Consider the following 23,653-nt stretch of genomic DNA (forward strand, 5'->3'; position numbering starts at 1 on the left):
CCAATGGATCTCACCCTACAACCCAGCCTCTTGCAGTGGGCGCGCGAACGCGCGCGGCTCACGCGGGATGACCTTGCCCAGAAGATGGGCCTGGTGCCCAAGCGCGTGGAAGAGTGGGAGGAGACCGGTGTGATCAAAGCGGATTGGGCGCAACGCCTGGCGGACAAGACCCACGCTCCGTACGGCTACCTCTTCCTGAAGGAACCGCCCGAGGTAAAGCTGGACATACCGGACTTCCGCACCTTGGGCGACCAGCGTGTGCGCCGCGCAAGCACGGAGCTAGTGGATACGGTGGACATCGCGATCCTGCGCCAGGATTGGTACAGGGAATACCTGATCGCCGAGGGCGAAGAGCCCCTGGCCTTCGTGGGCAGCATCACCCCATCCATGTCCATCGCGAAGGCCGCAGCGCTCATCCGCGATACCATGGCCATCGGTACCGAAGTGCGCCGCCAGGAAAGCACTTGGGAGGACGCCTTGCGCGTAATGGTCGCGCACATCGAGGAGCGCGACGTACTGGTGATGCGCAACGGCGTGGTGGGCAACAACACCTCCCGTCCCCTCAGTGTGGAGGAGTTCCGGGGTTTCGCCATCGCGGACGAGTTCGCCCCGCTCATCTTTATCAATGGCGCGGACTACCTGAGCGCCCAGATGTTCACGCTTGCGCACGAACTGGTACACGTCTTTGTGAAGGCTTCGGGCATTTCCAACCTGCACGACACTTTTCCTTCGGACCATGTGATCGAACGCTTCTGCAACCAGGTTGCGGCGGAGTTGCTGGTACCCGAAGAGGAACTGCGTGCCCTGCATGCGGCCATCGGCAGCAACGGCGACCCGGCGGACCGGCTGGCACGCCACTTCAAGGTCAGCGCCATGGTGATGCTGCGCCGCCTGCTGGACCTTGGCCTGATCACGAAGCCGGACTTCATCGCCCGCATCAGCGCCATCAAAGCGCAGTTCGATGCGCAACGCGCGCAGCGTCCGTCCGGCGGCAGTTTCTACAACACCTACAAGACACGCACCAGTGGCCGTTTCGCACGTGCCATCATCGCCAGCACATTGGAAGGTCGCACCTCCTACCGCGAAGGCCTGAAATTGTTGGGCCTGGCCAAGTACGAGACCTTCCAGAAAGTGGCCCGCGAATTCAACTTCCAAGTCTGATGGCCTATTGCTTGGACGCCGATTCGCTCATCGACGCGAAGAACCACTACTACGGAATGGACTTCTGTCCGGCCTTTTGGCAATGGTTGGACGTGCAAGCGCAGGCGGGTCAAGTGTTGAGCATCGTGCAAGTGGCCGATGAACTGGAGCCCTACGGTGGTCCCTTGAAAGCCTGGGGCGAAGCACGAAAGGGACCCCTGTTCAAGGGCCTCGACGCCGGGGTGACCAAATGGCTCGCAGAACTGGCCGAGTGGACCATGCGGCAGCCGTATCTGGAGTCTGCGAAGAATGAATTCCTCTCGTCCACCGACCTGAAGTTGATCGCCTACGCGAAGGCGCACGGGCATACCGTCGTGACCCGCGAAGTACACGAGGATGGGAAGAAGAAGGTCAAGATCCCCACGGTGTGCAAAGCCTTCGACGTGGACATTGCACGCACCCATGACATGCTGCGGACGCTGAAAGCCCGCTTTGTACTCGAAGCCGCATGAGCAGTACCAACACCAGCGAAGCCGGCCTTGAGGCCCTGATCGTGGCGGACATGACCGGCAACGGGGCCGCGAAGACCAAGGGCCACGAAGCCAAGGACCTTGCTGCCGCCGTGGCCGACCCCGCTGGGACCTATGGCCAGTGCTGGCTGCCCGGCGATGCCAGCGACTACGACCGCGCCCATGCCGTGGACCTGCGCCAATTGCGCCTCTTTCTGGAAGCCACCCAGCCAAAGCTGGCCGAAGAACTGGACCTGGCCAACGACAGCCACCGGCGCCGCAGCTTCTTGGCCCGCCTGCAAGGCGTGATCGCCAAAGAGGGTGTGGTGCATGCCCTGCGCAAAGGCATCGATGACGGTCCGCTGCACATTGACCTGTATTACCCCACACCCACACCGGGCAACGCAACGGCCTCGCTGCACTATGCCGCGAACCGCTTCACCGTAACCCGCCAACTGCACTTCAGTCCCGACCAAACGAAACTCTCGTTGGACCTGTGCTGCTTCCTGAACGGCCTGCCCATCTTCACCTTCGAACTGAAGAACAGCCTGACCAAGCAGACCGTGGAAGATGCCGTGGAGCAGTACCGCCGCGACCGCGACCCCAAGGAACTGCTCTTCCAGTTCGGTCGCTGCGTGGCGCACTTCGCGGTGGACGATGCGCTGGTGAAATTCTGCACTGACCTGAAAGGCAAGGCCAGTTGGTTCCTGCCCTTCGACCAAGGGTGGAACGATGGTGCGGGCAATCCGCCCAACCCCAATGGCCTGAAGACCGACTACCTGTGGAAGCGGGTGCTGGCACCGATGAGCCTGAGCAACATCCTGGAGAGCTACGCGCAGGTGGTGGAGTTCAAGGATGACAAGACCGGCCGCAAGAAGCAGACGCAGATCTACCCGCGCTACCATCAGTTGAGCGTGGTGCGCGCCCTGTTGAAGCACGCACGCGACAACGGTGCAGGGCAGAAATACCTGGTGCAGCACAGCGCGGGCAGCGGCAAGAGCAACAGCATCGCGTGGCTCGCGCACCAGCTCACCGGCTTGGAGCACGAAGACAAGGTGCTCTTCGATAGCATCATCGTCGTTACCGATCGTCGCAACTTGGACAAGCAGATCAGCGAGACCATCAAGCAATTCACGCAAGTGCGTGCCGTGGTGGGCCACGCGGACCGCAGCGGCAACCTTCGCGAGATGATCGAGGGTGGCAAGAAGATCATCATCAGCACCATCCAGAAGTTCCCGCACATCCTGGACGAGATCGGCAGCGCGCATGCCGGTCGTCGCTTCGCCATCATCATCGATGAGGCGCACAGCAGTCAGGGCGGCAAGGCCAGCGCCGCATTGAACACTGCATTGAGCGGCGAAGAGGAGGAGGAGGAAACGATGGAGGACAAGATCAACGCCTTGATCGAGGCGAAGAAACTCTTGCCTAATGCCAGCTACTTTGCCTTCACCGCTACGCCGAAGCACAAGACGCTGGAGCTGTTCGGTGTGCCGTATGAGCACGACGGCCGCACGAAGTTCAAGCCCTTCCACAGCTACACCATGAAGCAAGCCATCCAGGAAGGCTTCATCATGGATGTGCTGAAGTACTACACGCCGGTGGATAGCTTCTACAAGCTGGTGAAGCGCGTGGAGGAGGATCCGGAATTCGATACCAGCCGCGCCAACAAGAAACTGCGCCGCTATGTGGAAGGGCACGACCATGCCATCCGCATGAAGGCCGAGATCATGGTCGATCACTTCCATGAGCAGGTCCTCGCGCAGAACAAGGTGGGTGGCAAGGCCCGCGCGATGCTGGTGACCAACGGCATCGACCGAGCCATGCAATACTTCGCAGCCTTCAACGCCTACTTGGCGGAGCGCAAGAGTCCGTACAAGGCCATCATCGCCTTTAGCGGCGAACAGGAGTTGGATGGCCACAAGGTGACCGAGGCCAGCATGAACGGTTTTCCGAGCAACAAGATCGAAGAAGAGATAGAGCAGGACCCCTACCGCTTCCTCATCTGTGCGGACAAGTTCCAGACGGGCTACGACCAGCCCTTGATGCACACGATGTACGTGGACAAGACGCTCAACGGCATCAAGGCCGTGCAGACGCTGAGCCGCCTGAACCGTGCGCACCCGCAGAAGCACGACGTGTTCGTCCTCGACTTCATGAACGACGTGGACACCATCCAACAATCCTTCGCCGACTTCTATCGCACCACCATCCTCAGCGAAGGCACCGACCCGAACATCCTGCACGACTTGAACGGTGCGTTGGACGGACACGGGTTGTATGACACTTCGCTCATCGACGATTTCGTTGCCAAGTACTTGGGCGGTGCCTCACGCGACACGCTCGACCCCGCACTCGACATCACCGTGGCGCATTACGTGGCCGACCTCGATGAAGACCAGCAGGTAGCCTTCAAGGGCAGCGCCAAGGCCTTCTGCCGCACCTACGGTTTCCTCAGCGGCATACTGCCCTACAAGAAACCGGAATGGGAGAAGCTCAGCATCTTCCTCAATTTCCTGATCCCTAAGTTGCCCGCACCGGTGGAAGAGGATCTTGCACGCGGCATTCTCGAGGCCATCGACATGGACAGCTACCGCGTGGAGAAAAAGGCCATGCAGGCCATCGACCTGCCGGACGCCGACAGCGAGATAGCGCCCATCCCCGGCACCGCCGGTGGCCGCAAACCGGAACCGGAGCTGGACCATCTGAGCAACATCATCAAGGTCTTCAACGAGCACTGGGGCAACATCCCGTGGGAGGACAAGGACCGCATCACCGAGCGCCTAACGAAGGAGATTCCAGCCAAGGTCGCCGCCGACAGCGCCTACCAGAATGCCATCAAGAACAGCGACAAGCAGAACGCCCGCATCGAGATGGACAAGGCCCTGCTCCGCGTAATGATAGGCCTGATGAAGGACGAGACGCAGCTCTTCAAGGAATTCAGCGATAACCCTGGCTTCAAGCGGTGGCTGGGGGATAGTGTGTTTGGGCAGACGTATTTGGAGCGCTGAGATTCCTGTGCTCTCCGATAGCAGGTCGCCTTAAGCGTTTGCTCGCTTCGCTTTCCATGCTTTGGAGCGTTCCGCGCGCATGGCCCACTCTGCCTTTTGCCAAGTCTTTGGATCGTAGCAATTGCGCAAAGGCGTCTCGCTGAATATGGCCTGAATGTATGCATCACCCGAGGTGAACAGACTGAGTTGCTTCAGGAAATGCGCTTCGAGTTCCTTCCGGCTCATCGACCTAGCGCGAGGAACATGTGGACCCGCAATTTCATATCCGAGTGATCGACCATGCAGATCATCATGGCAATCCTTACAAAGCAGTTGAAGGTTCTCAAGCGCACTGGACGATCCCTTCGCATGATGGATCTCAGTCCCGCGGTTCCCGCATAGTTCGCACTTATTATGGCTTCTCTTGTGTACAGCTTTGCGTACTATGATCGATACGCTCCTGGCCTTCAAATTGTATCCTCCATTTGAAATGCTTTTCACGCGGGTATATATGGCATCAAGGATGTCAGATCTCCAAAAGATGCCTTCCCGCAACTTGGCCCTTCCATAGCGTATGGCCGCTGCCTTTTGCCGACACAGGTAGCCGCAATAGGCACTGGGTTGGTCAACGGTAACTCCGCAGTTGGCGCATTGCAATGAATGGGCGAAGCGGAACAATGCGATAGGAAGTTCGTCGGCTTTGGTTGCAGAGGCAACACGGAGAACGCTCGTATTCAGGATCGACTGAGGGTAAGGATGGTAACCGCGCACGGGTGCGCTTTCACGTCGTGTGTGATCGTTAAGGGATTGAAGGTGGCTCATGGTGGCTGAGTTTTTGGTGCTCTATTCTATTATCGTGCCAAGCACTTAAGGGTTGATTGCATCCGGTCCAATTCCTACTGTGGCCGATGCCGGGAGCTTATTGCCGTAGGGCCTGATCCGCCAGAAAACCTGAACCCGCCAAATACCTGAGCCGAAGGCCAAGAAGCAAGGGACCTGAAAAACATAGAGTCCGAATGCGCATGAAGGCCTGAAGCCGCCTAGAGGCCTGAAACCAAGAAACCGAATGCGCTTAAAATGCCAGAAGGCCAACTAGCCTAAAGAGGCCTGAAGCCGCTGAACCTTGCATTTGTTCCACCCCTCGATATATTGCGTTGCTGATCAACTTGACTTGACCTATTCCATTCCATGGCCCTCTCCACCTTCTCCCAAAACAGCATCAAAGGCCGCGTGGCCGAGACCATCATCCAAGAGCTCTTCTTGGCGCACGACTTCAATGTCTTCCACTACGGCATGGAACGCAGTATACCGGGCATCGCGCAGTTGACGCGCAAGACCTTCGGCGCTGTGAAGCAGCAGATCCGCAGCATGCCGGACTTCGTGGTGCAGGACCCGCGTAACAACAAGCTGCACTTCGTGGAGGTGAAGTACCGCGCCAGCGGCACCTTCAGCATCGAGGACATCAAGGGCGAGTACCCGTGGCCGCACGCCTTCTTCATCGTGGTGAGCAAGAAGCATATCAAGTGTCTCACCTACAAGCAGCTCGCGGCGGGCAAGGCCATCACGCCGGAGTGCAACAACCTGCTCATCGTCCGCAAGGACCTCGATCTGGACCGTAAGCTGATCGTGGAGTTCGGGCAGATGGCGCAGAAGTTCTTTACGGGGGTGTGAGGGATGGCGATGACCGTCAATTGCCGTCATCGCGCGCGGTAACCCGCGCACGATCCCGCATCGGCGCCCGCGACCGACACGCTGACAAGATCGTACCTGCTTCGCTGCGGTTCACCTGCTCACCACCAAGCGAGCGCTCCGTGGCGCCTGCCCTTCCACACGGACCATCACCAGGTACAAGCCCTCTTTCCGATCGCTCGATAGTTCGAGCTCTTGCAACACCTTCAGCGATGCGACCTGCTCCGCCTGTACGCGCTTGCCGGTGGCATCGAACACTTCGATCACACCGCGTTTGCCGAAGAGGTCCGCACCGCACACGATGTTCACCCGATCGTGCGCGGGGTTCGGGAACGCTGTAAGGATAACCGCATCATCCGGCGCGGATATCCCCGTGCTGATCCCGCTACTTGGATCGATACGCGTACCGTGGATGTTGTTGCCCTGCGTGGCCCAGAAGATGACGGCATTGCCATCGGAAGTGGGAAGCATGCGCACGTCACCGTAGAACGGAGCGTAGCTCGCTTCCGTCATCTTGTAGGCCGGGTCCCATACCGGTACACCGGAGCTGTTGAGCAGCATCGCCTTGAAGCCCCCGCTCGCCTTGTGTACCACGTACGCGCCACCGTCAGGTGTTGGCGCAATGCGGGCATGTGGGATGTAGGTGTTTTCCCGGATGGCCAATACGCCATCCACGGTCCAGAGCGGATCGCCGTTCAGGTCCATCTTCTGCGCGAAGAGGTCGGTGTTGTTCGCCGGTGGGCGCGCATCGGACCATGCGAAATAAAGGTGACCTCCCTGCGCGACAACGGTGGGCCGCCGCTGTGTATTGGACTGCACGCACACCGGCTTGATCGCGGGGCTCCAGGTGAGCGCACCACTGATATCGACCCGGCTCATGAGCACATCACCATTATTGTTCCACACCACCACAAGACCGTCCGTGCCGTCGTACACTGCGGTGTACTCGCCATCGGAGATCCCCGCGGACCCAGTGGTCGGCGCCACATTGCCGACCCATTGAAGATCGCCGTTGGCGTCCACGCGCCGCACACGGATCCCTGCGCCGAGCGCATTCGCGGTGGCCCAATGGATGAACATGCCGCCGCTGCCGTCCGGGTTGACGCCGTTCACCGCATAGCCGCTGCTGGGGATGTAGATCCCATTGAAACCGTGCATCACTCCACCTGCTCCATCGACCACGTTATAGGCCACGACGGCATTCGAGCCCTGATGGTCAGCCATCCAGGTGACGAACGCGCCGTTGCCCCGTGCGAGCACACGTGGCGCTGCGATGTTGTACGCATTGGCATTCAAGCGGCCCGCAACAAGGGCGGGCTGGGGCCAGGTGGAAGCACCGGCTGCGTCCAGCAACTGCGCCTTCAGTGTATCGGTGCCATGGACCCATGCGATGAAAAGCGAGCCTGCATCGGTCAGGCATACAGCGAAGTCGCCGACCTTCTTCACCGGATCGGCGATCAGCTGCCTGCCGTCCGCTTCCCAGAGCGCCACGCCGTCGGCATTCACGTGTTGGCCATACACTTCATCCTTTGTGTTGCTCACGCGGCCATCGAGCCAGAGCACATACCAGCCATCCGCCCCATCGCTCACGGCCTTCACGGCGTTCTGCTCGTTCGCTGCTGCGCAGATCGCCAGCGGTGGGTCCGGGAAGTTCGTCCATTGGGCGTTCGCGGCGAATGCCATGGTCATACAGGCGAGCAGGGCTGAAATGGTCTTCATGATGATGGGTTATTGGCCACCAAGTGAAGGTCTTTCGCCACGGCATGAAAGAACTTCCGAGGGAACGGTAAGGGATCGAGGGAACGGTCCAGTTCCCGACCGGTCGGGAACTGGACCGGGACCCCCTCAATGGATCACCACGCGCACCACCCAACGTTGATCGGCGCTTTCCAGGATCACGAGATACGCGCCGACCCCGCATACGGAGCGATCGAACCTGACCTCTCGCTGATCCACGGGAATGCGTTGCTCCAATACGCCTCGACCCAGCACATCGGCTACCCGGAGCATCACAGTGCTTGCGGCAAGCTCCTGGACCGCTCCGGGAAGCACGACGCTGAAGCCAGCTGCATCAGCGCGCACAACGAGCTCGTCGCTCGCATCACTCGCAGCGTTGGCATTCTTTGCGGAGAAGACCGGTGCGGTGAAACGGGCCACGAACTTGCTGTAGTTGTTCGGGGATGCGTTGGATGTGGTCTGGAACGCACCCGAGGTGGCGATGCCTGTCGAGGATTCCGTGTAACCGACCAACGCGAAGTCGGTTCCCGAGACGGCCATGCCCAGCGCGCTCTCGCCGTCCTCGCCACCGTAATACGTGCCCCATACGCGCGAGCCGGAATTGGTGAACCCCACCGCCATCGCATCCGACGGGCCGGAAAGTGCGGTGCTCCATGCATCAAGGGTGGCGATGCCGGAAGTGGACGTCGTTCCGCCCGAAACGAACACCCGCGAGAACGAGCCCACGGCAACGCTCGCGATGCCGTCGGTGCCCGACCCGCCGAGATACGTGCCCCATTGCCGGGTGCATGCACTGTTGAACTTGACCAGGAAACCGTCCTGTCCCCCCGAAAGGAACTGCTGATGTGAACCCCCCGTCGCGATGCCGCTTGTCGAAGTCGACTGTCCCGCCAAGTAAACATTGCCCGTGCCTGTTTCAGCGAAGCAGCTATTACCCGCGTCAGTGCCGGTGCTGCCATAGTAGGTGCCCCACACCTTCTGCCCGGACCCGCTGTATTTCACCAAGTAGGCATCAAAGCCGGAACCGCTGTAGGTGGCATCGTGCGCGGTACCCGATGCGATCCCGGATGCCGACATCGTGGTCCCCGCAAGGAAGAAAATGGTTCCATCACACGTTACGGAATTGCCCACATCCGTTCCGGTCCCTCCCAAGTAAGTGGACCATTGGCGCACACCCGATGCGTTGAATTTTGCGAGGAACGCATCGTTGCCGCCCCCGAGCGTGCCATCGGCCGCACCACCGGTCGCAATGCCACTGGTCGATGAAGTGGTGCCTGCGATCGCCGGGTTCCCGGCACCGTCGATCACGATCGAGTTCGCACGGTCCGAGGAGGAGCCGCCCATGTACGTGCCCCACACCCGTGTTCCTTGCGGCGTGAACTTCACCAGGAAAGCATCGGTCTGTCCGGCCTGCGTCATTTGGTGGGAGAAGAGCGTGGCGATGCCGCTCGTGCTCCAAGAATCGCCTGTTAGGTAGATGTTGCCATTGGCATCCACCGCCACGCCGTTGCCGAAGTCGTGATCGTTACCACCGTAGTACGTGGCCCAAATACGCTGTCCGTTCGCATCGAACTTCACCAGTAGGGCATCCCCACTGCCGGAAAGGGTTTGGTCATGCGTCCCTGCTGTTGCCATGCCGGTCAGTCCGATCGTACCCGCAGCGAACGTGTTCCCGCTCGCATCGATGGCCACCGCGTTCATGCTGCCATGGTGGTCGGCATTGCCGTAGTAGGTGCCCCACTCCAGGTCCGGGACCGGGTCGATCACCAAGGTGCGGTCCTCCGTCCACGGCGCCGTGGCGTCCTTTAATTGAAAGGTGAACACGTTCGGTTCCACTTCGAACAGCGATACGGATGCATGCTGCTGTTCCGCACGGGTCTGCCAATAGCTCTTCGGCACGCGATCGTGCAGCACGCCTTCATCCCACGCCAGCGATATGGCCGGTGATGTTGCGTTCAAAGCTGCCGTGGCACCGCGATAGCGCATGCGGATCATCGCCGGATCACCACCGCGGCGCACGATGAAGTCGTATTTCACGCCGCTATGATCATCCGTGGTCCGGAACTCCAGATCGATGAAGGGATAGATGTTGCGGCACAGCACGCGTCGGTAATGATGCACCCCCGTGACCCCTTCCTCAGCCGTCCCGGTGGTGTAGTAGTTCAGCACATCAAGTGAAGCATCGAAGGCCTCCCAACGCGCAGCGGGATCACTGCTCCCCAGATCGATGTCGATACGGTGCATGCGGACATCGTGCTTTTCGCCGGATCCATCCGCTGCCTCCGATACCTCTTGCCACGTGTCGTATGAGAAACCACCTTGCCGCAACTGCACATTCAGGCCGTCGCCCTGGAACAGGAACAGGGCCTCTGCATTGGGCTTCCCTTGCTGATCGACCAATTGGCCCCGGTTCGGGATGAAGCCCGTGGGCGAGTATGCCACATCTCCCTGACGGGCTGTAGCGGGAAGCATGGCGACCATCAGCGCGGCGGCTGTGGTCAAGCGGGATGGGATCAAGCACATGGGTCGGGGAGTTTCCAACGAAGGAACAGGTTCCGCGCCAACAGGGCCGGAAGTACCGAGGGAACGGCAAGGGATCGAGGGAACGGTCAACTCCCGCCAAGCCGGGATCACTTGGCCCGCAGCTCGCGCGTCACTTCCTCCAGCCGCCTCCGGCTGATCTCCACACGTGTACCGTTGCGCAGCCGCACGCGCCCTTCGCCATCGATGCCCTCCACATGGCGGCGGTTCACCAGCGCGCTCTTGTGTACGCGGATGAAACCGAGCGGTGAAAGCATCCGGTCATAGTCCATCAACGTGCGGGCGGCGACCAAACGGCGCTCATCGGCGAGGTGCAGCGCGGTATAGTTGTCATCGGCCTGGCACCAGGCGATGTCGGCGGGGTCGATGGCCAGTGTGCGATCACCGCTGGTGATGCTCAACTTCATGGTGCGCTCATCGGGCTGCGCGATGTTGTGGAGCAAGTGGGCCTGCACATCTGGATCCGTCGGGCGCTTAGCGATGTGCCGATCGATCGCTGCGCGCAATTCATCACCGAGCACTGGCTTCATCAAGTAGTCGAGCGCGCTGTAGCGGATGGCTTGGATGGCGTGTTGGCTGCTGCCGGTGGTGAAGACCACATCGAAGTCCCAGTGGCCGAGATGCTTCAGGAGTTCGAAGCCATCGCCGCCGGGCATCTGCACATCGAGGAAGAGCAGATCGGGTTTGTGTTCGGCGATCAATGCCTTGGCTTCCGCCATGGAGGATCCTTCCGCCAGGATCTCGACGTCCGATGCACAGCGATGCAACATGGCGCGGAGCACGTCGCGTGCTTCCTCCTCATCGTCCACGATCACCGCTCGCACCATGGGCACAAGTTATCACGCACCGCTACAATTTCAGGCTGACCCGCGTGCCGGTCGGTGCTCCTTGCCCGTCCTTGAGGTCCACCACGTGGAAGGCCCCTTCGTTATCGAGGCGTTCGGTGAGCAACTGCAAGCGTTCACTCGTGAGCTGCAGGCCCAGGGACCGTCTTCCGGGTGTGGGCACCTTGTCGGTCCGGCCCATGCCGTTGTCCTCCACGGTACAGGTGATCGCACCGTCTTTTTCCGCGAAGAAGACTTCCAATCGTTTGGGGCCGGACCTTGGTGCCAAGCCATGCCAGATCGCGTTCTCCACGAAGGGCTGCACCATCAGGGACGGGATCAGCGGCTCATCATCGATCAGGGCTTGGTCCGCGGTGATCGACCACGTGAAGTCATCACCCAAGCGCAGTTGTTCCAGCTTCACGTAGTCCTCAAGGAAGGCGATCTCTTCCTCCAACGTGATGCGGTCGCGCACGCTGTGCTCCAGCACGGTACGGAGCAACCGCGCGAAGCCTTCGAGGTATTCATCGGCACGTTCGTGGTCGCCTTTCAGGGAGAGCGCACGGATCGCGTTCAGGCAATTGTGGATGAAGTGGGGATCCATCTGCGTGCGCAACACCTTCATGCGTAGCAGGGCGTTGATCTCCTCGATGCGCGAACGTTGTTCCTTCAGCTCGCTGTTCAGCTGTTCCAGCACCACCGAATAGCGGCGTTTCTGTCGCAGGCTGCGCCACACGAGCACTACTGCGGCCAAGGCAAGCAATGCGAGCGCGAGGCTTCCATACAGCTGGATGTTGCGCAGCCGAAGTCGTTCCTCCTGTGCGTGCGCCTGCGCATCGAGCCGTTGGATCTCCTCTTCCTTCAGCTTCGTCCCGAAGCGTGTCTCCAGTTCGAGCAACTGTTCGTTCATGGAGCGGTCGAACAAGGTGTCCTGCAGGTCGCGCGCCTGCTTGATCAGCTTGAAAGCGCCGGCATTGTCGCCCATGGCTTCCAGGATGTCCGCCCGCACTTCCGCAAGTTCGATGGCCAGGTCCAGTGCGCCGCCGCTCGTGTTGTTCAGGGAATCACTTTCATTCAGCACGTTCAATGCCTCTTTGTACCGCTGTGCATGCATCAAGGACTGCCCCAGGTTGTTCAGTGCCCATGCCCTGTTGCGCAGATCGGCACTGTCCAGTTCCGCCGCAACTTGTTGCAGCAGCAATGCCGCTTCATGATGATCGCCCTGTGCACTGAGCACACTGGCCAGGTTGCCCATGAGGGCCTGTTTCACCGGATGCTTGCGGTCACCAAGCAAATGCAACCCCTCGCGGTAGAAGTAGATCTCCGAGTCGGGTTTTTCCAGTCGACTGTACATGCTGCCCATGCTGTTTAGGGCGAGCGCAAGTTGGATGGTGTCCTTACCGTAGGCTTGAGCAGTTGCCAGGTGCTCGCGTCGATGGCGGTCCGCTTCCTCGTAGTGCCGCCCTTCCACGTTGAACTTGGTGAGCTGGTAGAGCGAACCGAGCATGCGGCTGGAGTCGCGTAACGCATACGCGATCAATAAGCCCTGCTGCGCGTGCGATATGGCGCCCAAGGCATCGTTGTTGGCGCTCAATGCGAATGCCAACTGCCACTCCGCTTCGTAGCGCGGAATGCCCGGCCCCGGCGGAAGTTGCTTGAGCAGGTCGATGGCCACCTGCTGCAAGGAATCCATCTCACCGGCGGCCCGCAAGCTCGCCATCCGTTCCACGGCAGTGCCTGTATCCTGGGCGCGCGCGGCACCGAGAAGCAATACGAGCCATACGAACGTCCAGCGGCGCATGGGGTGAAGATCGTCACGATCCGTGCATAGGACGCGAGAAGCGCTCCTCGATCATCGCATCGGCACCTGCGGCCGACCCTCCCTTCGATGGTCCCATGTCCCTCACTCCCGCCAAGTCAAATAAGCGGAGACTAACCAATGATTGAGTTCATTGGCCTTGCCGTCCCATTGCTGGGCCTCCGGAATGGCGATGGACAACACGTGTTCTCCGGGTCCCAGGTCATGCAGCTCCATCACTACGGGGTCTGCCATGCTTCCCGGGCACCATCCCGAGCGGGACAGGTCCGAGGAGGCCAGTGATTGTTCCTCCGGCTTTCCGTGGTAATCCTTGGTCTTCACCCGCCACACCCCTGAGGTGGGATTGAAGCGGCGGAAACTTGCACAATCGTCACGCCATGGGGTGAAGGCCTTGACCAGGCTGTCGTCCAACGAGATCCTGTTCTCCTTCCGGACGAATTCATCCCCACCCTCATGGCCACCATGGCCGGTGGTGATGTAGTGCAGTTGGACGTCCTTGGCGGAGTCGGGCAGGTTGAAGGGGACGTCCAGCGGCCCATCGTGAAAGGCTGCGTACGCCCTTTGCGGATGCACGTACCTGACGGTGTTGCACAGTGGGAGCACCTGTTGCTTTTTCACCAGGTCACCTGCGATATCACTCTCATCGAAGGTCAGTTCAACGGTGATCGAAAAGCCTTCCTTGGTCCAAGTGTCGATGTAACAGCCCAGCCAGACCTCGCCTTCCAACGCGCTGAGCAAGGGAGTGATGTCCGCCTCCCAGGTGACGCTCTTCTCCCATTGCGGCACATAGATCGGCGGCCTTACCCGTGCCGTATCGCTGAAATGCCCGATGCCAAAGGGTGTCATGAAGCGGAGGAGCTCGATCGCCGGTGCATAGCCGGCTTGCGCCACCACGCCCGGGTATCCGGTGGTATCCATCGGAAGGGTCCCGTTCTCCACCTGCTGGAAAAGGGGAAGGTCCGCACCGGGCAAGATGAAGAGCGAACCGGCTTTGTCCCACGGGTCACCGAGCGAGACCAAGCGCATGCGGAGATGTACGTCCACCCGTTTATCGAAATGAGGGACGGTGATCTTGGTCATCACGACCCTTCCCGCATCCAGCCGGAGCAGTCCGTAGGTATCCGGCGCCTCGCCTTTCTTCCAGGCCGTGTCGAACCGCACGTGGCAGGTATCGAAAACAGAGATCACCACATCGCCGTTCGACACCGGGCCTTTCGGAGCAGGAGTGGTGCATGCTGAAGTACCGAGCAGCAGGAGAGCTATGAACGAGCAGTAGGTGGAATGCATCGTGTTCATCGCTTGGCGCGATAGCCGTCCGTTGTGTTCCGGCAATTTGCCATGAGGAGGCAAAGGTCGGAGATGGTGGGGTCGGTGCTGCTGAGGATGCCGGGCTTCAACGTGCTTTGAGGAACTCCTCCACATCAACTTCCGCTTACTTGAGTATGGCGCGCAACGTTCCTTCCGGCATGTCACCGGTGTGGTGGGTATTGTGGTATACCGTTTCGTTTGTTCACAATACCAGATCTCATGACTTCCCGCCGCTTGGCGGTGGAAGATGAATCCGAAGCGCTTCAACCGGGAAATGATCTCACGGTAGCGGAAACCGCCGAGCCGACCCATCAGAACCCGATCACTAAGGGGTGATCGAAGTTGTCGCCGAACTCGACCGCTTTAATGTCGGTGTCCGGTTCACTGGATTCGATGAGCTTCTTCGCTACATCACGTGCGATCTCCAAGGTCTCGGCTATGGTACGCCCTTGCGCCACCAAGCCCTGCAACGAATCGGAAGTGGCGAGATAGAAGCCTTCCGGCAGCTTCTCTATGTGCAGAATGATCTTGCGTTCCAAGCATCTAAGTTAATTGATCATAGTGACAATGGCATTTCCGACCCCGGCGCGCGGCTTAACGATAACCTCACGGCTCTGCCCTGTGCCCGGCACTTGATCCGCCATTGGCGGGTTCCGCCAATGGTCCATGTGTCCGCTCTCTTTCAGGTGGTCCGCAGCGCACATCTTGAAGGTTTATACATGATGTGTGGAGATGCGTTGAAGATGGCCGGAGGCCGCAAGGGATGGGCACTCGGGAACCCCGGATGAGGCACCGGGGCCGAGCGCCGGTGTGGGGAGGTGGTTGCCATAGGAGAGCTTCGGGGAGCAGTGATCACCCCTTCGCCTGCTTCGGAAACTTCTGCAGTAACCACTTCAGCACATCCAACTGGTCCTTGGCCGGAGCACGTCGCACCTGTGCGATCAGTTTGATCGCATCCGGTCGGTTCAAGGTCAGGTTCGAGGCCCCTTCGTTACACACAGAACAGATCGCACGCAAGTTGTTCGGGCTGTCATCCCCGCCCATTGACTTGTCGATGATGTGGCCCAAGTGTAGACGGGTCTTGCGCCCGTTGTCATAAGGATGTGGTTCCCCGGCAGCAGCGCCACACATCTGACATGTGAAGCCATTCCGGTCCAATACGTGGGCGCGGGTCTCTTTCGAGATATTGCGCTCAAAGGCAGGCTTGGGTTTGGCGGAAAGCAAAATGTATTGCCCTGGCTTCAGGTCACTGCGGTCGTTGTGGGTTTGGATATCGTAGCCCTCTTCATTCCGCAATTCACGGATCCGTCGACCGAACTCATTGGTGCCTCCCGAAACTTCGAATAGCGTTGCAGAGTCGAGTACCTCGCCGACATTCTCCAGAAAGTATCGGCGTAGTTTGGATCTTGCCCCTTCGCCACGTTTCGCCTTCGCCATCACGCCACCATAACGGTCCGTTGTGCCGCCAACTCGAACATCCGTGCAATGCTCCTTCCGACTGCTTCAGCCACCGGTGGAGGAAATGCATTGCCCACCTGTCGGTAAGCTGCCGTCTTCCTTCCTGTGAAATGCCAATCGTCCGGGAAGCCTTGGATGCGGGCCACCATGCGAACGGTTAGCCGTGGGTTGCCGACGAAGCCGCGCTCGGGTGCTTCTTCCGCGATCGTCCGACCTTCCACACCCAACTGTGCCCATGCCATTCGGGCACGTGTCGGGCCGAGGTCCGGACCGCCGTGCTTCTTGGATCCGCCTACGATCGTGGGTGCAATGGACTGCGCACCAGCCGCCCATTGTTCTGCCTTCTTCCAACCGTTCGCGGCCATCAGGTCAACAAGCGTATCACCGACGGTGCGAACAGATGTGTTCAATTTCTCTGGCCAAGTGAAGTGATCGGCATCATCGGAACGCAAGGCGACGATCACCACGCGTGGGCGTAGTTGCGGAACGCCATGGTCCGAGGCATGGAACAGTTTGATGTCCGGCACGTAGCCCAGCTTCCGGAAGTTCTTGAAGAGCTTGGTCCTGTAGTCCGCGAACGAGGGGTCAAGGAAGCCGCGGACGTTCTCCAGCAGCACGGCACGTGGCCGCATCTCGTCCGTTAGGCGCAGCGCTTCGGGGAATAGGTCGCGCTCATCCTTGGCCCCTAACTGTTTGCCGGCCACCGAGAACGGCGGACAAGGAACACCGCCCGCAAGCAGATCGATACCCTTGTACGGTCGGCCATCGAACTGCGTGACATCGCCGTGCAGCACATTCCACTCCGGGCGGTTGCTCCGCAACGTCGCGCAGCAGGCATCATCGATCTCCACCAAGGCCTCATGCCCAAAGCCAGCCCGCTCCAACCCCAGGGACTGGCCTCCCGCACCGGCACAGATCTCTACACTTGTCATCTTCTTCGCTTGACGGGATAGCCGTCAGTTGTGTTTCGGCAACTTAATCACGCGAGGGCAAAGATCAGACATTGTGAGGTGGGCAAGTTGTACACAACGAAGGCGCAGATCTCAGATACGGACCAGTGATTGAACAGCTTCGTTTTCCATAGCTGTTAAACGCTCCACCCCCGGCGCTCGGCTTTACAATAACCTCACGGCTCTGCCCTGTGCCCGGCGCTTGATCCGCCTCGGGCGGGCTCCGCCAATGGTCCATTCGTCCGCTCTCTTTCAGGTGGTCCGCAGCGCACATCTTGAAGGTTTATACATGATGTGTGGAGATGCGTTGAAGATGGCCGGAGGCCGGAAGGGATGGGCACTTGGGAAACCCCGAGCGCCAGTATAGGACCTGTCCCGCCTTGGTGCGAACTGCGGGAGGGGGGTACATTCGCCAGCTGTGACGCAGTGGCTTAACAATTTGAACGAATGACTCTTCTCGTTTCATGGATTGGAGTAGATTATAGGAAGATTTCCTCCCTCTACATCGCAAGTGATAGTCGAATTTCTTGGTCGTCTTCTGCGAACTACGATAGAGGACGAAAAGTGTTTGGTTGTGCCAAAGAGCCAATTGTGGTGGGTTACTGTGGAGATGTGCTTTTCCCTTCACAAGTGTTAGGTCAGGTTGTAGAAGCAGCGGACTGTGGTGTCCTTTTCTCGGAAACCAGCTCCAACGATACTCGACTCGATGCTGTTGAAAGCATGATCAAGTGCTGCTTACAGGAGTATATTCTAGGGGCTTCAAGACTTGCAGGTGACTCTGTGGAATTCTTGTTGGCCTCAAGAGCAAGTGAATCCGACTTTCTCTGTCGCACACTAAGATGGACAAGTAAGACGAATGCATGGGAAATGAAGACTGAAGTCTTCAAGCCTCACTCGTACACTTTAGCCGTCCTTGGATCAGGAGCTGCTATTTTCAGAAGGAGGTTCGAAGAGTACCAAAGTGGGAATGACCGGAAGACAAGTCGGGCGGCTTATCAGTGCCTATGTCATGCATTGGCCGATGAGATGGATAATTTCTGCGGTGGGGCACCTCAACTAGTTGGTTTGTACAACAGAGGTCCCGCACGAAGGTTCGGGATAGTTCACCAAGGCCGTCGGTTCTTGCATGGCGTTGAGATACCGGAGAATGCTGATATTAACTTTGATGGAGTGGAATGGAGGAATGACCTTTTTGAACGCTGCGATCCACGAACAAAGATGATTTTGGAAGGGGCACAACGACAACCCAATCCTTTGAGATATTGAAGAGGCGATTCCCTGGGCGTCCACTGGTCTTTGACCATCCAGATTGGGCGTGCTAGTGCTTGGTAGGGTTGGCGGGAAACTGCCAGCCCTATCTACCGGGGTTGGGTCCATCAGTTACCCCAAGTGGATTGCCCATTCGGTAGGATTGAATGCCATTGACACCCCTCTCGATGCAGACCACCACTTTGTACAATGAAGGCGAGCCCGTCCAAAGCCATTCACCAATCATAGAAGCCTTGCCGGGAATGGTTGCGATATTAGCCTCTTCTCGAACTTCATCTGGTTCGCGAAGGCCATCAAGAAGACTACCGACGGTGCCAGCTGCGAGATCTGGTATCGCAGTGAACGAGGTACCCACGGGATGTAAGTGATCAAATGTCAAGTTCACAGCGCTTCTTCTTGTTGATCCCGTGAACCCATGGAGAGTATTCTGAAAAGTGTGTCAAGGATAGTTTGACAAACCATTCAGAAACTTGCCCCATGAAAAAGAGAAAAGTTGAAAAAGAGAAGGCGTTCGACTACGCCAAGTTCGAGCAAGAAGCCATCCAAGGATTGACAGAAGGCAAGGGCCTGATCGGAGAACACGGTGTGCTCACGGGCATGATCGGCCGCCTGCTTTCCGCCGCCTTCGAAGGGGAGATGGACGCGCATTTGGACCAGGAGAAGAAGCGGAGCAATAGGCGCAACGGCTACACCGACAAGACCGTGAGAACGGCACTGGGTCCCGTTTCGGTCAGGCCTCCGCGAGACCGCAACGGCAGTTTTGAGCCGACGATCATCAAGAAGTGGGACCGGTCGCTGGCCCCCGAACTGGAGAACCAGATCCCCGCATCTGTACGGCAAGGGCACCAGCTACGAGGACATTGGGGACCATCTAAAGAAGATGTACGGGGTGAGCTACTCCCCATCGTTCATCAGCTCGATCACCGACCGGGTGTTCGAGGAGATCGAGACATGGCGCAACCGCCCGCTGGAAGAGGTGTACGTGGTCATTTATCTCGATGCGGTCCACTACAAGGTCCGGGAGAATAGAAAGGTGTTGACCAAAGCCGTTTACTCGGTATACGGGGTGAGGATGGACGGGGAACGTGATGTTCTCGGCTTGTTCATCGGCGATGCGGAAGGAGCACGCCATTGGGCGCGCGTTCTGGAGAACATCAAGGACCGCGGGGTAAAGGACGTGCTGTTCTTCAGCGTGGACGGCCTGAACGGCTTCAGCGAGGCGATCCAAGGCGTATTCACGCGAGCGGTCGTACAGCGCTGCATCGTCCATATGGTGCGCACCAGCTTGAAGTTCGTCTCTTGGAAGGACTACAAGACAGTTTGCCAAGGACTGCGTTCGATCTACCAGCAGGATAGTCCCGAAGCGGCCTGGGAAAAGCTCCAGGAGTTCAAGCGGGAATGGGTAGGGAGATATCCGGAGATCGCGGCCAAGTGGGAGAAAGACTGGTGCGAGCTAAGCCCGTTCTTTGATCATCCCGATGCCATACGCAGGGTGATCTACACCACGAACCCGGTGGAGGCCCTGCACCGCATTCTTCGCAAGGCCACCAAGACCAAGGGTGCGTTCATCAGCGAAAGTGCCTTGGAGAAGCAATTATATTTGACACTTAAGCACAACGAGAAAAGCTGGAAGAGAAAGGTCCGCAGCTGGCCGCAGATCCTTCAGTCGTTGAGCAACATGTACCCCGAAAGATTGGCCCATGTGCTGGTCTGAGGATCCGGCACGGAGACATTCTCCTTTGGCTTGGGGCCAGGAGAATGTCACCGTGCCTCAGTGCAGATTGACACACATTTCGGAATACTCCCGAACCCATGCCAAGAACTTAGTGCCGTATTGAAATCCATGCGTTGATTTTCATTCCCCAAGAGGTCATCATCATTGTCGAAGAAGACCAAATTGCGATCGTCATCGGCAACGAACGCGCCTAAAAGCAGGTTTAGATTGTCAGCAACAACAAACGATTTCCACAGGTTTGTCGTCTTCCACTTGTGATGAAACGTACTTCCTATAAGCAGCTCGAAGTCGTGGCGGTGATGTTCAACCCAGTGGGCGATAACAGCTTTCTCAATCGCGATGGTGATGCACACTCCCCGTAGTTCATGAGCAGCCTGCAACAGCGGTAACAAGCCCTTCTGACGCACCTTGTCGTTGAGCTTCGAGTACTTTATCACTCTTCCTTTCGTGATGTCGAGAATCGAGGTCTGCCTTTGGCGCCAGACATGAAAGGAAGTACTATCAACACACAGGAACGAATCGATGTGATAGTGTTTGTTGTGACCGGCATCCCAAGCGATAAAGCTTGCGGGACCTGTACTCACCTGCAATTGGGCCTCCCTTAGGACACGCTTCAGGTATGAACTCCAACCAAAGATGCCAGAGGGTTTGACTTCGTGCAGATTGGAATCCATGACATCGATTTACACTATTGAGCAAGGTGAGAGTTATCGCGTCAGAGCTCCGCGTGACGGATTGAAGCGTAAAGCCCGCAAGCGAGGAGGAACGACGAGTGCGGACTTGCAGCGAAAAGCCGGACCCCGCCTGCATTTGAGGCGGGGGCACGCCCTAATACTTCAAGCATTTAAGCTAATCTCCCCCGCCTTCCTCAAATGCCCTTTCTTCGCCTTCCGTATCCGGCAACTCACCACCTTATACTCCGGGCATAGCGCCTCACTATCGTGTACATCACTGGTGATGATGTTGAGCATGATCTCCGGGAAGTGGAAGGTGCTGCTGAGGATGCCGGGCTTCACTTCGTCGGTGATCTTGGCCTTGATGTCCACCTTGCCGCGCGGGCTTTCCACGCAGACCATGTCGCCATCGGCGAGGTTGTTCTTGGCGGCATCGTCCGGGTGGATCAGCAGCACATCTTCGGTAAGGATGTCGCTGTTGAGCGTGCGGCGCGTCATGGTGCCGCAGTTGTAGTGCTCCAGTTCGCGGTTGGTGGTGATGATGTAGGGGTAGTCTTTGCCGTGCTCGCTCACCTCCTTGCTCTCGATCCAGTCCGGCGCGAAGAACCGGCCCAGGCCGCGCTTGAAGGTGGCGCCGTGCAGGATCTGCGTGTCGGTACCATCCTCGGCCACGGGCCATTGCTTGCCATTTTCGCCGAGGTTCTCCCAGCGGATGCCTTTGAAGAACGGCACGATGCGGCTGATCTCCTCCAGCACCCAGCTCGGGTGGTAGTCCGGCTGCTTGAAGCCCATGCGGTTCATGATGTCCACGATGATCTGGCCATCGGGCTTGGTGCCGGACAATGGTTCCACTGCCGCGTTCACGCGTTGCACACGGCGCTCGCCATTGGTGAAGGTGCCGCTCTTTTCCAGGAAGCTGGCACCGGGCAGGATCACATCGGCGTACTGGGCGGTCTCGGTCATGAAGAGCTCTTGCACCACCAGCAACTCCAAGCTTTCCATGGCCTTGATCACCTTGTTGGTGTTCGGGTCCGTCTGCACCACGTCCTCTCCGATCAGCCACAGCGCCTTCAGGCTGCCATCGATCGCGGCGTTGAACATCTCGGGGATCTTGTAGCCGATGTGTGATGGAACAGGCACGCCGTAGTGGGCTTCGTACAGTTTGTTGATCTCGGCATCATCGACCTCGAAATAGCCAGCGCCTTGGTGCGGTTGCGCGCCCATGTCCGCCGCGCCCTGCACGTTGTTCTGTCCGCGCAACGGGTTCACGCCCACACCGCGTCTGCCGATGTTGCCGGTCATCATCGCCAGGTCGGCGATCTGCATCACGGTGAAGGTGCCTTGCGAATGTTCGGTGACGCCCAGGCCGTGGAAGCTCATGGCGGCGGGGCTCTTCGCGTAGGTCATCGCAGCGGCGCGCACCTGCTCACGCGGCACGCCGGTAACAGCTTCCATTTTGTCGATGTCCAGTGCCAGCAGGTGGTCGCGGAACTCCGTATAGCCCTCCGTGCGGCTGTCGATGAACTTCTGATCCACCAATCCTTCCTTGATGATGTAGTGCATCATCATGTTCAGCAGGGCCACATTGGTGCCGGGCTTCAGCTGCAGGTGGTGTTGCGCGTACTTGGCCAAGTGGATGCGCCGTGGATCGATCACGATCAGCGTCTTGCCCTTCATGGCCTGCTGCTTGATCTTGGCACCGGTCACGGGGTGCGCATCGGTGGGGTTGGCACCGATCACCATGATCGTGTCCGTGTCGTTGAGGTCGTCGATGCTGTTGGTGGCCGCGCCCGTGCCATAGGTGTACTGCATGCCCAAGGCCGTGGGGCTGTGGCATACGCGCGCGCAGCAGTCGATGTTGTTGGTGCCGATCACCGCCCGCATGAATTTCTGCATGAGGTAGTTCTCCTCGTTCGGGCAGCGCGCACTGCTGATCCCCGCTATGCTGTCGGGTCCGTGGTCCTTCTTCAACTGCGTGAATTTGTGTACGATGAAGTCGTAGGCCTCGTCCCAGGTGGCCGGAACGAACTTGCCATCCTTCTTCAGGAGCGGCGTGCGGATGCGGTCCGGATGGTCATAGAAGCTGAAAGCGTAGCGGCCCTTCAAGCAGGTGTGCCCTTGGTTCGCTTCGGCATCATAGGGCGCGCGGATGGCCACGACCTTCTCGTCCTTCACGCGAACGTCCAGGTTGCAGCCCACGCCGCAGTAGGTGCATACGGTGCGCACGATGCGGTCGGCCTCGGTCTCCTTGCTGCGGAACACGTCGGTGATGGCGCTGGTGGGGCAGGCCTGCGCACAGGCGCCGCAGCTCACGCAATCGCTCTCCATGAAGCTCTCGCCCGTGCCCTTCGCGATCCAGCTGTCGAAGCCGCGACCGGCCATGGTCAACACCATTTCACCCTGCACCTCATCGCAGGCCCGCACGCAGCGGTAGCAGTTGATGCAGCTGTCGAGGTTGCTCACCATATACGGGTGCGTGGTGTCCTTCGCGAAGGCGCGATCGGCACCGGCGGCATCCAACGGAAGCGCGCCTTTCGGGTAGCGCACGTTGTCCACGTCGAAGCCGATCTTCTGCACCACGTTGTAGAGTTCGTTGGCGCCGTGGTCCTCGGTCTTCAGCTGCTCCACCGGGTAGTTGGTGAGCACCAGCTCCACGATGTTCTTGCGCAGGCGCTTCATGCGCTCGCTGTGCGTGGTGATGTACTGCCCTTGCGCCACGGGCGAATGGCAGCTGGCCATCACTTTCGTCGGTCCGTCCTCCTTCAACGCCACTTCCACGCTGCACACGCGGCAAGATCCGAAGGGTTCCAGGTTCGGTGCATCACAGAGCGTGGGCACGGGGTCCGGGCCCATGGAGCGGCGCAGGAAGGCGAGCATGGTTTCGCCCTCCACGATGGGGTGCGCCTTCCCGTTGATGAACGCCACCTTGGTATCGGTCGGCGCGGACTTCGGACCGGAATGAGCTGTGGTTGTGGTGTTTGCCATGGAAGCGGACGTCGGATTCATTGGGGAT

At 59.0% G+C, this 23,653-nt stretch carries 16 protein-coding genes; 5 read left to right on the forward strand and 11 right to left on the reverse strand.

The genetic code is table 11. The annotated features are described in order from the left end of the window. Window positions 1–3: 3 nt before the first annotated feature. Genes IPP95_11195 through IPP95_11205 form a run of 3 tightly spaced genes read left to right on the forward strand, consistent with a single transcriptional unit; the run spans window position 4 to window position 4,657 of the window. Window positions 4–1,161: an ImmA/IrrE family metallo-endopeptidase gene (locus IPP95_11195; protein ID QQS71747.1), complete on the forward strand. Its 1,158-nt coding sequence runs from the start codon at window positions 4–6 to the stop codon at window positions 1,159–1,161. Next, on the forward strand, window positions 1,161–1,652 hold the full coding sequence (locus IPP95_11200; GenBank protein ID QQS71748.1) for a DUF4411 family protein: 492 nt from the start codon (window positions 1,161–1,163) through the stop codon (window positions 1,650–1,652). Before IPP95_11195 ends, IPP95_11200 begins: the two co-directional genes overlap by 1 nt. Continuing rightward, window positions 1,649–4,657, forward strand: coding sequence for a type I restriction endonuclease subunit R (locus tag IPP95_11205; GenBank protein ID QQS71749.1), 3,009 nt, complete (start codon window positions 1,649–1,651; stop codon window positions 4,655–4,657). The genes IPP95_11200 and IPP95_11205 overlap by 4 nt, the downstream gene beginning before the upstream one ends. A 30-nt stretch (window positions 4,658–4,687) precedes the next feature. Here IPP95_11205 and IPP95_11210 read toward each other — a convergent pair whose 3' ends face one another. Continuing rightward, window positions 4,688–5,458, reverse strand: coding sequence for an HNH endonuclease (locus IPP95_11210; GenBank protein ID QQS71750.1), 771 nt, complete (start codon window positions 5,456–5,458; stop codon window positions 4,688–4,690). A gap of 366 nt (window positions 5,459–5,824) precedes the next feature. On the opposite strand from IPP95_11210, the gene IPP95_11215 reads away from it, so the two are divergent. After that, window positions 5,825–6,307 carry a hypothetical protein gene (locus tag IPP95_11215; GenBank protein ID QQS71751.1) on the forward strand — a complete coding sequence of 161 codons (483 nt, stop codon included), beginning with the start codon at window positions 5,825–5,827 and terminating at the stop codon, window positions 6,305–6,307. Window positions 6,308–6,418: 111 nt separating this feature from the next. Here the strand turns inward: IPP95_11215 and IPP95_11220 are convergent, their stop codons facing one another. From IPP95_11220 to IPP95_11255, 8 genes are all read right to left on the reverse strand, one after another. Beyond that, complete coding sequence (locus IPP95_11220) at window positions 6,419–8,044, reverse strand: T9SS type A sorting domain-containing protein (GenBank protein ID QQS71752.1); 1,626 nt, start codon at window positions 8,042–8,044, stop codon at window positions 6,419–6,421. A gap of 126 nt (window positions 8,045–8,170) precedes the next feature. After that, window positions 8,171–10,585: an SBBP repeat-containing protein gene (locus tag IPP95_11225; protein QQS71753.1), complete on the reverse strand. Its 2,415-nt coding sequence runs from the start codon at window positions 10,583–10,585 to the stop codon at window positions 8,171–8,173. Between the two features lie 107 nt (window positions 10,586–10,692). Beyond that, window positions 10,693–11,430, reverse strand: coding sequence for a response regulator transcription factor (locus IPP95_11230; protein ID QQS71754.1), 738 nt, complete (start codon window positions 11,428–11,430; stop codon window positions 10,693–10,695). Between the two features lie 22 nt (window positions 11,431–11,452). After that, window positions 11,453–13,228, reverse strand: coding sequence for a histidine kinase (locus IPP95_11235; GenBank protein ID QQS71755.1), 1,776 nt, complete (start codon window positions 13,226–13,228; stop codon window positions 11,453–11,455). A 102-nt stretch (window positions 13,229–13,330) separates the two neighbouring features. Continuing rightward, window positions 13,331–14,542, reverse strand: a complete 1,212-nt coding sequence (locus IPP95_11240) for an N-glycanase (protein QQS71756.1) — start codon at window positions 14,540–14,542, stop codon at window positions 13,331–13,333. A gap of 323 nt (window positions 14,543–14,865) precedes the next feature. Further along, window positions 14,866–15,093, reverse strand: a complete 228-nt coding sequence (locus IPP95_11245; protein ID QQS71757.1) for a DUF1902 domain-containing protein — start codon at window positions 15,091–15,093, stop codon at window positions 14,866–14,868. A 313-nt stretch (window positions 15,094–15,406) separates the two neighbouring features. Then, window positions 15,407–15,991, reverse strand: a complete 585-nt coding sequence (locus IPP95_11250) for an HNH endonuclease (protein QQS71758.1) — start codon at window positions 15,989–15,991, stop codon at window positions 15,407–15,409. Further along, window positions 15,991–16,944 carry a DNA cytosine methyltransferase gene (locus IPP95_11255; GenBank protein ID QQS71759.1) on the reverse strand — a complete coding sequence of 318 codons (954 nt, stop codon included), beginning with the start codon at window positions 16,942–16,944 and terminating at the stop codon, window positions 15,991–15,993. The genes IPP95_11250 and IPP95_11255 overlap by 1 nt, the downstream gene beginning before the upstream one ends. A gap of 2,047 nt (window positions 16,945–18,991) precedes the next feature. Here IPP95_11255 and IPP95_11260 point away from each other — a divergent pair. Then, window positions 18,992–19,945: an IS256 family transposase gene (locus tag IPP95_11260; GenBank protein QQS71760.1), complete on the forward strand. Its 954-nt coding sequence runs from the start codon at window positions 18,992–18,994 to the stop codon at window positions 19,943–19,945. 47 nt (window positions 19,946–19,992) lie between these two features. Here IPP95_11260 and IPP95_11265 read toward each other — a convergent pair whose 3' ends face one another. Both IPP95_11265 and fdhF read right to left on the reverse strand, forming a co-directional pair. Further along, window positions 19,993–20,640 (reverse strand): hypothetical protein, encoded by a 648-nt coding sequence (locus IPP95_11265; protein ID QQS71761.1) that lies wholly within the window; start codon window positions 20,638–20,640, stop codon window positions 19,993–19,995. A gap of 162 nt (window positions 20,641–20,802) precedes the next feature. Next, on the reverse strand, window positions 20,803–23,625 hold the full coding sequence (gene fdhF / locus IPP95_11270; protein ID QQS71762.1) for a formate dehydrogenase subunit alpha: 2,823 nt from the start codon (window positions 23,623–23,625) through the stop codon (window positions 20,803–20,805). Window positions 23,626–23,653 lie beyond the last annotated feature (28 nt).

It is taken from the genome of Flavobacteriales bacterium, from assembly GCA_016700415.1.
Lineage (GTDB): Bacteria > Bacteroidota > Bacteroidia > Flavobacteriales_F > PHOS-HE28 > PHOS-HE28.